The organism is Paraburkholderia sp. Clong3 (genome assembly GCF_050436485.1).
Classification (GTDB): domain Bacteria; phylum Pseudomonadota; class Gammaproteobacteria; order Burkholderiales; family Burkholderiaceae; genus Paraburkholderia; species Paraburkholderia tuberum.
In genome coordinates this window covers 3037015-3051266 of sequence record NZ_JBNDMH010000003.1, presented here as the reverse complement: position 1 = coordinate 3051266, position 14252 = coordinate 3037015, and the positions used below count along the sequence as shown (strand labels likewise).

Genomic DNA, 14252 nt, shown 5'->3' with positions numbered 1-14252 from the left:
GCGTTCGCCGCGGTGCTATAGCAGCGCCTTCAGCACGAGTTCGTGCGAGTGCCCGATCCACACGGCAGCGTCGCGATGATCGCGCAGCGCGTCGCCGGTGTTCGGATGCAGAAAGACATCGAGCGCGCCGTGATTGAGCGTGAGCCAGCCGACCACGTCGGCGAACTGCGTGTGCGCGAAGGCGAGCTGATACGACCACATCGGATGCGGCCCGACCGGCCGTTCGTGGAAGCGCCCGATCTGCAGTTTGTCGCCCCAGTGCGCGTCGATCTGCTCGCGAAACGCCCAGGCGGCATCGCGGCTCGCCGGGTCGAAGTAGATGTGCGCGTGCCAGCTTTGTATCGCTGAAGCAGCGCGAAAAGTCATATCAGGGTTCATTGCCAGGCTCGTTCCGTATCAGTCTTTATCCGACATTCGTTCTGCTTCGCTTTCCGCCGGCGCGCGCGCTGCAAGGCGCATGTGAAACTGTGTCTGATCCTCGCCGACGATCTCGAAGCCAAGACGATCGTACAGCCGTTTGGCGGGATTGCCCTTGAGCACCTGCAAGCTGACCGGCAACGCTTCGGCCGCGGCGGCGCGCAGGATCGTGCGCAGCGCTTGCTCGCCGATGCCGCGACCCTGTAGCGCCGGCGCGATCTGCAACTGCACGACGAACCATTCGACGTCGTTGCGATGCGCCTTCAACAAGCCCGCGGGCGCGCCGTCGATGCAGACCACCTGCGCCGCGTCGTAGCGATGCAGCAGACGCGCGCGATGGGCGTCGTCGTCGGTCGGCTCGCCGGCGCGCGCCAGGTGTTCGGTCATCGTCGTCTTGCGCAGTTCGAGCAGGAAGGCTTCGTCGTCGGGTTGCGCGGGGCGCAAGGTCAACCCGGATCGTCGGTCGGGCAGTTGGGCGGACATGTCGGGAAGGTGGTGGCGCGCGATGATCGTGCGAAGCGCGAGTAAGAATTGTCGTCGATTGTCGCGCCGGCTGCGCCTTTTTACCACGCGGCTATGTTGCAGTTTTCTCACTTTGCGATGCAGGGCGAACGCTCGATGCGGCGAGGCGCCGCTTGCTGCGTTGTGTGGCATGCGCTTTGCTCAAGGTTGATTCACTTTTCGCGGGCACGGTCGTCGACCCATCGCGGCCGCGCTTATCCGGGGACGTTCGCATTATGCGGCGAACGTCGTAATCAACGTTGCGAGGTGGGCTATGACGATGATCGAGGTGGTACCCAGCGTCTCGGCAGATGGACGCGCGGTGATTTTCCAGCTTTCGTCGCAGGGACGAGACCTTGAATGCGCGGTCACGCGCGAGGCGCTCGAGCAGCACTTCTGGCTGCAACGCGGCGCGGGTGAGGCGCGCGTTCTGAAGACGTTCGCGGATGGGCGCAAACGTATTACGGCGATCGCCGAACGAAAAATGCTTGCGCGTCCCGGTGAGAAGGTCTTGCTGACGATCGACGATTTCTCCACACGCGGTTGACGTGCGTGGCGTGGCGCGCGTCATCGCTCGAAGCTGCACACGCGATGACGCCGGCGCGACAGCACCGGCTCCGCTCGGTCTGAATGCGGCCGGCTTCGCACTTCGCGTTTTTTCTCTCAGGCTTTCGCAGCACCGTTTCGGTGCAATCGCTGATTTCACATCGAGCGCTCCGTGGGGCCGCTGTTACATCGATTCGCCAAATTAACCCACCAAAGCGCTTCGGTTCGCTGAATTGCTTTCGCGCGTGCGCGCATACACTCTTTTCCATGGAGCGAGGAACCACCGACCTCCATCGATGCGATCTTCCCCTCGTGTCGGATTTGAACCGTACCGTTGAGAGTAAGTAGTCTGCAGTTCGCAGTTTGCAGTGCGTATCTGGCAGTTTGCAGTCCGCAGTTGACGCAATACAAGCGCGCAATGCCTCGAGCACGAGCGCGAAGCAACAGGGGTAGCGGCCAGAAGTAGCAGATAGCGAGGACCGGCCCACATGCAGTCGCAATTGAAGTGGTAGTTTGAATCGGCAGTTTGAAGCTTCCTGTCGAGCGGTAGAAATTGCCGGTGCAGTACACGTAAGCAATAGCTTTGCAGGTTAGGTGGTTATAGGTTGGCAGGCATCCACGCGCCTGCTCGGCCGTTCCATCCTGTCAGCCCTGTTCCTCGCGGAACAGGGCTTTTTTTCGTCGCAACGAAGCGGGCTTCTTGTTTCTGGCGGCTTCGAACCGATATGCGGACATTGCGTTCTTCGATACGTTCGAAGAACGGGCGCGTCGCATGGCGTGCGCATGGGGTGAACTGTTGGGCGCGAAATACGTCGGACGTTTGAGCGCGGCGTTTGCCGCCGTCGCGTGCCGAAGTCCGGGCGCGCTGCCGAAAGAAGGAGGTTGAATCGATGTCCAGCAAGTCGCGAGTTCACAAGCCCGGCCGCACGGCCATGTCCCCGTTGTTGCGTTCTCTGACCCAGAGCCGCACCGCGCACGCGCCGGTCACGCAGACCACGCTGTTGCAGGCCTACGCCGCGCTCGATGCATTCCGCCGCGGCCACGGCGCGCGCATTCTGCACACGACGCTGAGCCGGCATTTGCTGGTGTCGCAGGAACTTGTGCATGCCGGACGGGGCGCCGCCGCACGCGCCGACATCGAAAGCGCGCATGCGGCGATGGTGCGGCTCGATGTGCGCGAGCGCCAGACTGGCCGCTGGTCGCTCGAAGACGACGACTACGCAAGTCTGTGCGCGGCGCTAGCGATTTTCGACGGACAGTTGTCGGCGGCGTCGCTGAGCGAGCTGGCGAGCGCGGAAGCGAAAATGATCGAAGGTTTGATGCGTTCCGCGCGACTGCGGGCGCTGGCGGAAGCGGCGGTTTGAGCGGCACGCATCTGGCGGCGCGCATTTCGAAAGCGTCGCGGGTCACCGGCGCTGCGCTCAACGCGCTATCGGCGAGCCCGAGCGAGTGGCTGCCCGCTGCGCTGCGTTCGTCGAACGGCTGATACGACCGTTTCAGCGCGGACGTAAATGGATTACGGACACATTGAAAGCGGCTTCGACGTGTCGCGCGAGGCCGGCCGGTGCGCGTGGCGCGGCTTGTTACGAGTGTCCGTAGAAGTCCCGCCGGGCGCGTTTGCCGCTGCGATTCCCGCTTGCTAGACTGGCTGCGCCTGCTTGCCGCCTACCTGCTTGCGTACCTCCTGCATACCGCCGAGGCGAGGCGTCGCTGGCGTCGTTGCGATGCCGACTCGCGCATACAACCGAGCCCTATCGGAGACATGATGTCCTACATGCTGCTGATCGTCGAACCCACGGACCAACGCGAGGAGCGCGCCGAAGCCGCGGGCCGCGACCTCTACGACCAGATGGTGCGTTTCTCCGAGAACCTGAAAGCGCGCGGCAAGCTGCTCGCGGTCGAGTCACTGACTTCGCAGAAGGACGCCGTGCGCGTGCAGGTCCGCCATGGCCAATCGAAGCTCGTCGACGGGCCGTTCGCCGAGGCGAAGGAGATGATCGGCGGCTTCTTTCTGTTGAACTGCGACAGCCGTGAAGAGGCCGTGGCGATCGCGCAAACCTGCCCGGCGGCGTCGTGGTGCACGGTCGAGGTGCGCAAGCTCGGACCGTGCTTCATCTAGGGCCTGTTCACGCTAATAACGGGCTTGCGAACGTGCCTTTGCGCGCGTAGTGCAAGGAGAGAGGAGCGCCGTTTGGCCGAGCCAAACAAGCGACGACCGACGCCGCAATACGGGCGGAAAGGCACGTTCCCCTGTTTTAAAAAAACCTTCAAGGGGCTGGCCGCCAGAAGGGCCGATCGCCGCGTCATGCTCCTTGCGAATACGTCGAGTATTCGCTGCGTCGCAATCCTTGCGCTCGGCCCTTCTGGCGGCCAGCGCAAGCCCGTTATTAGCGTGAACAGGCCCTAGGCACGCGTGACTCCTACTTCACCAGCTTCGGTGTTTTCCCTGGGATGTCGGGACCGCCGCGCGTGTCGATCGGACCGTGCATCGCGCGTCGTGTGAGTAAGGGGCGAGCCGGCGTGGCCCCGCCAGGCGATTCACAAGAATCCACTCACGACCAACCACTAACAACAAGGAGCAACGACATGCGATTCATGATCATCGTAAAAGCCACGGCCGCGAGCGAAGCCGGCGAGATGCCCGAACCGTCGCTGATCGCGGCCATGGGCGCCTACCACGAAGAACTCGCGAAGGCCGGCGTGCTGCTCGACGCGACGGGCCTGCAGCCGAGCTCGAAAGGCTGGCGCGTGCGCTATAGCGGCGGCAAACGGAGCATCGTAGACGGGCCGTTCGTGGAGACCAAGGAGCTGATCGCGGGCTACACGTTGATCCAGGTGCGCTCGCGCGACGAGGCGATGGAATGGGCGCGGCGTTTTCCGGCGCCGTTCGGTGAGCACGCCGATGGCGAAATCGAAGTGCGGCAGCTGTTCGAACTCGACGACTTCGAGCCGGGGCCGGAAGTCGAGCGCTTTCACAAGCTCGAAGAAGATCGCCGCTGATTTGATGGACTACGTCTGGGAGCCCGCATACATGGTCCTGAACGCGCAACCGCCGGCAGCAGGTGAAGGCTGACGCCGTGACGATACAGGCCACCCATCGTGCGATCGACGCTGTCTGGCGGATCGAATCCGCGAAGGTCATCGCTCACGTCGCGCGGATCGTGCGCGACGTGGGACTCGCCGAGGAACTCGCGCAGGATGCGCTGGTGGCCGCGCTCGAGCATTGGCCGGACGCGGGCGTGCCCGACAACCCCGGAGCGTGGCTGATGACGGCCGCGAAGAACCGCGCGCTCGATCGCCTGCGTCAGGAAGCGCTGCATGCGCGCAAGCGCGAGGAGCTCGGCCACGATCTCGACGCGATCGAAGCGCACGTGGTGCCCGATTTCGTCGATGCGCTCGACGCCGCGCGCGCCGACGACATCGGCGACGATCTGCTGCGGCTCATCTTCACCGCGTGCCATCCGCTGCTGTCGACCGATGCGCGCGTCGCGCTGACGCTGCGCCTGCTCGGCGGCCTCACCACCGACGAAATCGCGCGCGCGTTTCTCGTGCCGGAGCCGACCATCGCGCAGCGGATCGTGCGTGCGAAACGCACGCTGTCGGCGGCGCGCGTGCCGTTCGAGGTGCCGCAGGCGGACGCGCGCGCGGGGCGGCTCGCGTCGGTGCTGCAGGTGATCTACCTGATTTTCAACGAAGGTTATGCGGCCACGGCCGGCGACGACTGGATGCGCCCGACGCTATGCGAGGAGGCGTTGCGGCTTGGGCGCGTGTTGAGCGGACTCGTAGCCGACGAGAGCGAGGTCCACGGTCTTGTTGCGCTGATGGAGATTCAGGCGTCGCGTACGCACGCGCGCACCGACGCCCAGGGGCGTCCGGTACTGCTGCTCGATCAGGATCGCAGCCGCTGGGACCCGCTGCTGATTCGCCGCGGCTTCGCGGCGCTGGACAACGCGCATGCGCTCGGCGGCGAGAGCGGGCCGTATGCGTTGCAGGCGGCGCTCGCCGCGTGCCATGCGCGAGCGCGCCGCGCCGAGGACACCGACTGGGCGCAGATCGTCGCGCTCTACGATGCGCTGGCGCAGGTCGCGCCGTCGCCGGTAGTGGAGTTGAATCGCGCGGTCGCGGTGGGGATGGCGTTCGGGCCGGCGGCCGGACTCGAGATCGTCGATGCGCTCGCCGCCGGTTCGGCGCTCGCGAATTATCACTGGCTGCCGAGCGTGCGCGGCGATCTGCTGGTCAAGCTTGGACGCGTCGATGAAGCCCGCGTGGAGTTCGAGCGCGCCGCGGCGATGACGCGCAATACGCGCGAGCGCGAGTTGTTGCTGGAGCGTGCGCGCGGGCTCGCGGATTGAGGCTGGCACATTCGTGCTGGCACATTCGTGCTGGCACATTGGTGCTGGCACATTAGTGCTCACGCACACGTCAGTGCCGCCTCAACGAATCAGCTGCCGCACCCCCAACGCAACGATCAAGCCGCCGCACACACGATCCACCCACATCTTGCCGCGCCGATAAGCCGACGCGATGCGCTGATGCGACAGCGTCAGCGCGACGAACCCATACCAACTGCTCGCGACGACGAACACCATGCCGAGCATCGCGGCGAACGTGCCGGTACTCACATGCGCTGGCGCCGCCGACGAAAACACCGCGGCAAAAAACGCCATCGACTTCGGATTCGCGATGTTGGTCGCGAAGCCCTGCGCGAACGCCTGCCTGAAGCCGCCCGCCGGTGCCTTGACGAGCACCGCTTGCCGCGCCGCCGAGGCATTGAAGATCAGCCGCCCGCCGAACCACAGCAGGTAACACGCGCCCACGATCCTGACCACGAGCGCGAGCCACGGGAACGCGGCGAACACGATGCCGACGCCAAGAATCGCGCAGCTGGCCCAGAACAGATTGACGAGCACGATGCCGGCGACCATCGCGAGCGCTTCGATGCGCGTCGCCGAAGCCGCCTTGTGCGCGACCGCGACGAAGTTCGGGCCCGGACTCACCACGCCCGCGACATACACGGAAAACACGCCGACCACGGCGGACCCATCGATCACGACCCACTCCCGATTGCAAGGCTCTGGGTGAAAGGTAACGCGAGCATCCCGCTCATAGCCCGAAAAACGCCGCGCCCGCGGTCAAGACGCCCACTCCCGCGACGAGGTACGACAGATTGCGCAGCCAGTTCTTGCGCGTGAGCAGCGTGATCGCGCACAGCGCAATCGCGACCTGAATCAGCAGCGTCGCCTGAGCCCAGCGATGATGGCCGTGCAACAGCGTTTCGCTGCGCGTATCGGCGGCGACGACCTGTTTTTCGATCGCTTCTGCGTTCGCGCGGATCGGCTCCTTCTGCTGCTTGTATTTCTCGACGTCGGCGACGAACTTCGCGTGCGCGTCGCTATTGGGCGCCGACAGCGCCGCGCCGAGTTCCGCGAGGTTTTCCTTTTCGCCCTTCGCCTGGTAGTAGCTCCACTGGTTCGACGCTTCGGTCTTCTTGATCGCGGCTTCGTTCTTGAAGAACAGCGCGAGGTTTTCGGCGTTGCCGCTCTGGTACGCGCACAGCGCGCCGATCGTCGCGAGGATCGCGGTCATCACGGCCATGCGGCTCGCGAACGGATCGGCGTCGTGATGCGCGGCGTGGCCGGCGTGTTCGACGGCATGATCGTGCGGACCGTGCACTTCATATTCTTCAGACATCAGATTCTCCGAGGCAATGCTTTTGTCGTTTTCGCCGGACGGCGCGGGCGCCCGGCGGCCTCAATCTTAGCGTGTCGCCGACGCCCGGAGGCCGCAGCTTCAATGCACTGTGTCAGAGGGACGGTTATTGCATGCGAATCACGACGCGCCCGCGCGTGCCGGCGGCGACCGCCTCGTAGGCTTCGCGCGCGCGGGCGAGCGGGAATTCCTGCGCGATCGCCGGGCCGCTCAGCTTGCCGTTGTCGAAGCCGTCGACGAGCGCCGTCATCAGCGGCGCCGATTCCGCGACGCCGAGCTTCGCGCTGTCGACGCCGAGCAATTGCGTCTCGTTGTGATAGAAGTCGATCAGGTCGAACTCGACGCGGCGCTTGCCGGTCCCGCTGATTTCGAGCACGCGGCCGCGCCGCTTCGCGAGACTCAGCGCGGTCTCGAACGCGACACCGCCTACCGTGTCGTACACGACTTCCGCGCCCGCGCCTCCGGTCAACTCGCGCACGCGTGCGGCCGCGTGTTCGTCGAACGCCACGTAGGCGTCGATCAGGCGGCCCGCGGGCGTGGCGGGATCGAGCGGCCGGCGGTCGACGGCGATCACGCGCGCGCCGCGTGCTTTCGCGATCTGCACGACCGCGCCACCGACACCGCCGCTCGCGCCAAGCACGGCAATGGTCTCGCCGGCCTGCAGCTTTGCGTATTCGACGCTGCCGAGCCACGCGACCACGAAGTTCACGCCGATCGCCGCCGCCTCGACGTGGCTCAACGCCACGGGCTTGCGCGACAGCGCCGCGACCGGAATGCTGAGGTACTCGGCGTGCGTGCCGTCGCGCGTGAAGCCGATGTCGCCGCCGGTCCCCCACACCTCAGCGTCGAGCCACGCGGCCGGGCCGTCCACCACCACGCCGCTGAAGTCGCGCCCCGGCGTGCGCGGCAGCACCGTATGTTCGAAATGGCCGGACACGTTCTTCACGTCGCTCGGATTGACCGAGGCCGCCATGACCCGCACGACCGCATGCTCCGCGTCGGCCTGCGGCGTCGGCAGATCGACGTATTCGAGCACTTCGGGGCTGCCAAAAGATTTGAACTGAATCGCTTTCATCGTGCGTGGCTCCGGTTGGTCTTGCGCCGCGTTGCGCAGCGAATGCACCGTAGTCTAAGTGATGCGAGTAAAGGCATCAGGACGACGGCTTTCAGATTTCGGACAACAACCCGCGCGCCGGGTACGCGATCACCCAGGCTCTAACCCGCCTGACCCGCCTCGTCGGCCTTCGGCGCCTGAGCATGCCGCTGGTGTTCGGCGGCCAGAAACATGTACATCGCCGGCACGACGAACAACGTGAACAGCGTGCCGATCGACATCCCGGTGAAGATCACGAGCCCCATTGCGTTGCGGCCCGCCGCGCCCGCGCCCGACGCGATCACGAGCGGCACCACACCGAGCACCATCGCCGCGGTCGTCATCAGGATCGGGCGCAGCCGCACGCCCGCCGCTTCCTCGACCGCTTCGCGCTTCGCGCGACCTGCGCGCTGCAGTTCGTTGGCGAACTGCACGATCAGAATGCCGTGCTTGCTGACGAGCCCCATCAGCGTGACGAGGCCGACCTGCGTGTAGATGTTCAGCGTCGTCAGGCCGATGTTGATGAAGATCAGCGCGCCGAACAGCGCCATCGGCACCGAGATCAGGATCACGATCGGATCGCGGAAACTTTCAAATTGCGCCGCGAGCGCGAGGAACACGATGATCGTCGCGAGCAGCAGCGTGATGACGAAGCCGCCCGACTCCTGCACGAACTGGCGCGACTCTCCCGAGTAATCGGCTGAATAGCCGGCCGGCGCGACCTGCGCGGTCGCCTTGCGCAGAAAGTCGAGCACCTGGCCTTGCGACACGCCCGGCACGATCACGCCGGAGATCGTCGCCGAGTTCAACTGCTGGAAGTGGTTGATCGATTCGGGCACGACGCTGTGCCGCAGATGCGCGATCGTCGACGCCGGAATCACGTTGCCGTCCGGCGTGCGCAGATAGTAGTCGAGCACTTGCGACGGATTGAGCCGGTCGATCTGCAACACCTGCGGAATCACCTTGTACGAGCGTCCCGCAATCGAGAAGTAGTTGACGTAGCCGCCGCCCAGCGCCGACCCGAGGGCCTGTCCGACGTCGCTCTGCGACAGCCCGAGCGAGGCCACCTTGTCGCGATCGACGACGAGCGTCACTTCCGGCTTGTCGATTTTCAGGTCGTTATCGACGAAGAAGAACATGCCGCTCGCGCGCGCTTTTTCCAGCACTGCTTGCGACACCTCGTTGAGGTTTTCGAACGGCTCGGTCGTGCTGATCACGAACTGCACCGGCAAGCCCTGTGCGCCCGGCAGCGGCGGAAACTGGAACGCCGCGACGCGCGCGCCCGCGATCTGATTCCACTTCTGCTGCAACTCCTGCTGCAGCACGGTCGCGTTCTTGCCGCGCTGATCCCAGGTCTTGAACAGCACGCCGCCGATGCCCCGGTTGACAGTCGGCGAGCCCGTGAGCTGGAACATCTGCGAATATTCGGGCAGTGTCTTCGAAGCATCGAACACCTGGTCCGCGTAGGTCTGCATCTGCTGGATCGTCGCGTTGGGCGGCCCGATGATCTGCGAGAGCACGATGCCCTGGTCTTCCTGCGGCGCGAGTTCCGACTTCGAGGTCATGAACAGATACACCGTGCCGCACAGCAGCAGCGCGCCCATGATCACGAACACGGGCCAGGTATCGAGCGTCGCGTGCAACAGGCGGCCGTAGCCGCGATGCACGCGCTCGAACTGGCGGTCGACGAAACGCGCGAAGCGGCCCGACTCCTGCGCGGCGCGGAAGAAGCGCGAGCACATCATCGGCGACAACGTGAGTGCGATCACGCCCGACACCGTCACCGCGCCCGCGAGCGTGAACGCGAATTCGGTGAAGAGCGCGCCCGTCAGCCCGCCCTGGAAGCCGATCGGCGCGTACACGGCGATCAGCACGACGGTCATCGCGACGATCGGGCCGCCCAGTTCGCGAGCGGCGATCAGCGCGGCGTCGAACGGTGTCCTGCCTTCGTGCTTCATGTGCCGATCGACGTTCTCGACGACGATGATCGCGTCGTCCACGACGAGCCCGATCGCGAGCACGAGTGCGAGCAGCGTGAGCAGATTGATCGAATAGCCGAGCACCTGCATCACGAAGAACGTGCCGATCAGCGACAGCGGCATCGCGATCAAGGGCACGATCACCGCGCGCAAGCTGCCGAGAAACAGGAAGATCACGACGGTCACGATCACGAGCGCTTCGACGAGCGTTTTGATCACTTCCCTGATCGCGGTGTTGACGAAGTCGGTCGCGTCATAAACGATGTCGCCCGTCATGCCGGTCGGAAACTGCTTCTGCAGATCTGGAAACACGGTTTTCACGCGCTTGGCCACATCGAGAATGTTCGCGTCCGGTGCGACCTTGATGCCGATGAACACCGACCGCTTGCCGCTGAACGCGACGTTGAAGTCGTAGCTGTCGGCGCCGAGCACGACGTTCGCGACATCCTCGAGGCGCACGATCGAGCCGTTCTTCTGCTTGACGACGAGCTGCTTGAAGTCGTCGACGGTATGCAGGTCCGTGCCCGCTTCCAGGTCGACGCTGACCATTTGCCCCTTCGTCGTGCCGAGCGTGGCGAGATAGTTGTTGTTGCCGAGCGCGGTGTACACGTCACTCGCGCTCACGCCGTGCGCGGCGAGCCGCGCCGAGTCGAGCCACGCGCGCATCGCGAATTGCCGGCCGCCGAGCACTTCGGCGGTCTGCACGCCCTGGATCGAATCGAGCTTGGGCTTGACCACGCGCAGCAGGTAGTCGGTGACGTTGTTGCTTGGCAGCACGCTGCTGTAGAAGCCCATGTACATCGCGTCGGTGGTCTGCCCGGTCTGCACCGTCAGCACCGGCTGCTGCGCCTGCGGCGGCAACTGGTTGCGCACCGAGCCGATCTGCGTGTTGATCTCGGTCAGCGCGCGGTTCGCATCGTAGTTCAGACGCAGCGTCGCGATGATCGTCGACACGCCCGTGATGCTCGTCGACGACATGTAGTCGATGCCCTGCGCCTGCGCGATCGCCGCTTCGAGCGGCTGCGTGATGAAGCCGGCGATGGTGTCCGAGTTCGCGCCATAGTAGGCCGTCGTGATCGTGACGACCGCGTTCTCGGTCTGCGGATACTGGCTGACCTTCAGCACCGCGAGCGCGCGCAACCCGAGCACGAGGATCAGCAGGCTCACGACCGAAGCGAGTACCGGCCGGCGGATGAAGATGTCCGTGAACATGATCGGGCGGCCTCGCTTATTGTTCCTGCGGCGTCGGATTCGGACTGTCCGACGGCTGCACGCGGTTGTCGATGATCAGCGGCGTGCCGTTCTTGAGCTTGATCTGGCCGCTCGTCACGACCTGCGTGCCGTCGTCGATGCCCTTCAGAATCGCCACCTGGTCGCCGCGCGTCGGCCCCGGCGTTACGAACACCTGCTGCGCGACGGGCAGCGTCTTGCCCTGCGCGTTGGGCTGCGTGCCGGGCTTCACGATGAACACGGTCGCGCCGTACGGGTTGTAGGTGATCGCCGTTTGCGGCAGGGTCAGGTAGCGCTGTTCGGCGCCCGAGTCGATCTTCACGTTCGCGTACATGCCGGGCAGCAGCTTGCGCTCGCGATTGTCGACGCTCGCCTCGATCTGCACGTTGCGCGTCGCGCTGTCGACTTTCGGGCTCACCGACTGGATCTTGCCGGTGAAGGTTTTCCCGCTGTACGCGTTGGTGTCGACGCTGACGGTCGCGCCGATCGCGAGCTGGCCGAGCTGTTGTTGCGGTACCGAGAAGTCGGCGTAGATCGGATCGATGGCTTGCAGCGTGACGATCGCGTCGCCGGGATTCAGGTATTGCCCCGGATTGATCGTCGTGATGCCGAGGCGCCCCGCGAACGGCGCACGAATCGTCTTCTTGTCGACGAGCGCCTGCTGTTGCGCGACCTGCGCCTTCTTGCCCTTGAGGTCGGCCGCATCGGCGTCGAGCTGCGCCTTCGCGATCGCCTTGATGTCGTACTGCGCGCGGTCGCGCTCGTAGACCGTCTGCGCGAGTTGGGCCGCGGCCTGCAACGATTGCAGCAGCGCGACGTCGCTGTCGGCGTTGAGTCGCACGAGGATCTGTCCGGCTTTCGCTTCCTGCCCCGACACGAACGCGACCTCGCGCACGAGGCCGGCGACTTCGGTCGTCACGTCTACGCCGCGCACCGCGCGCAGGCTGCCGACCGCCGCGAGCTGCGGCTGCCACGACTGATAGTGGACCACCACCGCCGAGACCGTGGCGGGCGGCGCGGTGTTGGCCGCCATGAACTTCGCGAACATGTGCGCGCGGAGCAGGTTGAAGCCGACCAGCGCGGCGAGCAGCAGGCCGACGCTGATCAACATGATCACCATCCGCTTTGTCATCGGTTTTCTTTCGGCCATCGTGATGTCCTTGCTCGGCTTGGGGCGAGGGCTGGGGTTGCGTCAGGGCACGGTCAATGTGGCGTTGCGGCGGTTGCCGTCGTTGCCGATGGCGACGACGTGTTCGACGCGCTCGCCGCCGCGGCGGCCGGCGCGGCCGCGGACTCGGGCGCGCCGGCATTCCACCAGCCGCCGCCGAGCGCCTGGAACAGCGCCGCCGTGTCGGCGTAACGCGCGGCCTGCGCCTGCGCGAGACTCACGACCGTTTGCTGATACTGGCGTTGCGCGTCGAGCAGCGCGAGGTAGCTGACACCGCCGACGCGATACTGTCCGCGCGTCAATTCGAGCGAATCGCTCGCGGCGCGCGACGCGTCGGTCTGCGCCTTGAGGCCGGTTGCGTCGTGTTCGAGCGCGCGCAGCGTGTCCGCAACGTTCTGGAACGCGAGCAGCACCGTCTCGCGGTATTGCGCGCCGGCCTGCTCGTAGGCGGCCTCGGCCGCGCGCTTCTGCGCGCTCAGCTGGCCGCCGTGAAAGACCGGTTGCAGCAAGCCCGCGCCGATGCTCCAGAGCGTGCTGCCGGCCCTGAGCACCTGCGCGGGCGTCAACGCTTCGGCGCCGTAGCTCGCCGACAGCGTGATCTGCGGATACATCGCCGCGGTCGCGACGCCGACCTGCGCGCTCGCCTGATGCAGCGTGGCGTCGGCGGCAAGGATGTCGGGGCGCTGGTGCACCAGCGACGACGGCAGGCTCACGGGCAGCGTGTCGGGCAGCGAGAACATGTCGAGCGTGAAGCCGGGCACCGAGGTATCGCTCGGCAGCTTGCCGGCGAGTACCGCAAGCTGATGGCGCGCCTGATCGAGCTGCTGTTGCAGCGGCGGCAGCGTCGCGCGGGTCTGCGCGAGCAGCGTTTCCTGCGCGAGCACGGCCGTGCGGCTCACGCCGCCGAGCGAGAATTGCTGGTCGAGCACGTTCAGCTGCTGCTCTTCCTCGGTAGCGATCCGCTCGGTCGCGTCGATCTGCGCGCGCACCGACGCTTCCTTGACCGCCGCGGTCACGATGTTGGCCGATATCGTGAGATAGGCGGCCTGCAGTTGGAAGCGCTGATAGTCGATCTGCGCATGCAGCGCTTCGAGTTCGCGCCGCGCGCCGCCGAACACGTCCAGCTTGTACGAGACGTTGACCGACGCGTTGTAGAGATTGAATTCCTCGACGAGGCCGGGCTCGCCGAACGCGATGCCGTTGACCTTTTCGCGCGTGGCGCTCAATTGCGCGTCGACGCTCGGCAGCAAGGTGCCGCCGGCTTGCGCCGTGTAATTCTCGCGAGCCTGTCGCAACGCCGCCTGCGCGGCGGCCATGTTCGGACTGTTGGCGATCGCCTCGCGGATCAGTGCGTCGAGCGGCTCGCAATGAAACAGCGTCCACCACGCGGCGGGAATGTCCTGGGCCGGCGCGAAACGCTGCGGCAGGCCTGCGGGGCCGGGCGCGGAGGCGGTCTGGTCGGGCAGCGGCGTGGTGGTGAAGGTGTCGGTGGCCGGCGCGGGCGGCGCGTGGTAGTCGGGGCCGACCATGCAGCCGGCCAGCGCGACGCAGCTGCACAGCGCAACGTAGAGGCGCCGCCAGACAATACGCTGACTCACGTCGATCATCG

14 protein-coding genes are annotated in these 14252 nt (G+C 65.6%); 6 read left to right on the top strand and 8 right to left on the bottom strand.

Features of this window, described 5'->3' with window-relative positions; translation table 11 throughout:
- Positions 1 to 15: 15 nt before the first annotated feature.
- Positions 16 to 366: a DOPA 4,5-dioxygenase family protein gene (locus OKW30_RS37455; protein WP_090810310.1), complete on the bottom strand. Its 351-nt coding sequence runs from the start codon at positions 364 to 366 to the stop codon at positions 16 to 18.
- Between the two features lie 30 nt (positions 367 to 396).
- Entirely contained in the window at positions 397 to 900 is a 504-nt protein-coding gene (locus OKW30_RS37450) for an N-acetyltransferase family protein (RefSeq protein WP_429349116.1), read from the bottom strand.
- A gap of 292 nt (positions 901 to 1192) precedes the next feature.
- Between OKW30_RS37450 and OKW30_RS37445 the strand changes: the two genes are divergently transcribed.
- The 6 genes from OKW30_RS37445 to OKW30_RS37420 all read left to right on the top strand — a co-directional run bounded on the left by OKW30_RS37445 (position 1193) and on the right by OKW30_RS37420 (position 5816).
- Positions 1193 to 1465: a DUF1488 domain-containing protein gene (locus OKW30_RS37445; RefSeq protein WP_090807933.1), complete on the top strand. Its 273-nt coding sequence runs from the start codon at positions 1193 to 1195 to the stop codon at positions 1463 to 1465.
- An 889-nt stretch (positions 1466 to 2354) separates the two neighbouring features.
- Positions 2355 to 2828 carry a hypothetical protein gene (locus OKW30_RS37440; RefSeq protein ID WP_184070444.1) on the top strand — a complete coding sequence of 158 codons (474 nt, stop codon included), beginning with the start codon at positions 2355 to 2357 and terminating at the stop codon, positions 2826 to 2828.
- On the top strand, positions 2825 to 2950 hold the full coding sequence (locus tag OKW30_RS37435) for a hypothetical protein (RefSeq protein ID WP_260336546.1): 126 nt from the start codon (positions 2825 to 2827) through the stop codon (positions 2948 to 2950). Before OKW30_RS37440 ends, OKW30_RS37435 begins: the two co-directional genes overlap by 4 nt.
- A 279-nt stretch (positions 2951 to 3229) precedes the next feature.
- On the top strand, positions 3230 to 3583 hold the full coding sequence (locus OKW30_RS37430) for a YciI family protein (protein ID WP_090807928.1): 354 nt from the start codon (positions 3230 to 3232) through the stop codon (positions 3581 to 3583).
- 467 nt (positions 3584 to 4050) lie between these two features.
- Positions 4051 to 4464, top strand: coding sequence for a YciI family protein (locus OKW30_RS37425; protein WP_018423912.1), 414 nt, complete (start codon positions 4051 to 4053; stop codon positions 4462 to 4464).
- 77 nt (positions 4465 to 4541) lie between these two features.
- Positions 4542 to 5816 carry an RNA polymerase sigma factor gene (locus OKW30_RS37420; protein WP_429349115.1) on the top strand — a complete coding sequence of 425 codons (1275 nt, stop codon included), beginning with the start codon at positions 4542 to 4544 and terminating at the stop codon, positions 5814 to 5816.
- A gap of 81 nt (positions 5817 to 5897) precedes the next feature.
- Here OKW30_RS37420 and OKW30_RS37415 read toward each other — a convergent pair whose 3' ends face one another.
- The 6 genes from OKW30_RS37415 to OKW30_RS37390 form a co-directional block, all read right to left on the bottom strand.
- Entirely contained in the window at positions 5898 to 6515 is a 618-nt protein-coding gene (locus tag OKW30_RS37415) for a LysE family translocator (protein WP_429349114.1), read from the bottom strand.
- Between the two features lie 52 nt (positions 6516 to 6567).
- Entirely contained in the window at positions 6568 to 7155 is a 588-nt protein-coding gene (locus OKW30_RS37410) for a DUF4337 domain-containing protein (RefSeq protein WP_184030515.1), read from the bottom strand.
- Between the two features lie 124 nt (positions 7156 to 7279).
- Complete coding sequence (locus OKW30_RS37405) at positions 7280 to 8248, bottom strand: quinone oxidoreductase family protein (RefSeq protein ID WP_429349113.1); 969 nt, start codon at positions 8246 to 8248, stop codon at positions 7280 to 7282.
- 140 nt (positions 8249 to 8388) lie between these two features.
- Entirely contained in the window at positions 8389 to 11457 is a 3069-nt protein-coding gene (locus tag OKW30_RS37400) for an efflux RND transporter permease subunit (RefSeq protein WP_184070436.1), read from the bottom strand.
- Positions 11458 to 11473: 16 nt separating this feature from the next.
- Positions 11474 to 12625 carry an efflux RND transporter periplasmic adaptor subunit gene (locus OKW30_RS37395; protein WP_184070434.1) on the bottom strand — a complete coding sequence of 384 codons (1152 nt, stop codon included), beginning with the start codon at positions 12623 to 12625 and terminating at the stop codon, positions 11474 to 11476.
- 53 nt (positions 12626 to 12678) lie between these two features.
- On the bottom strand, positions 12679 to 14250 hold the full coding sequence (locus OKW30_RS37390) for an efflux transporter outer membrane subunit (RefSeq protein ID WP_429349112.1): 1572 nt from the start codon (positions 14248 to 14250) through the stop codon (positions 12679 to 12681).
- Positions 14251 to 14252 lie beyond the last annotated feature (2 nt).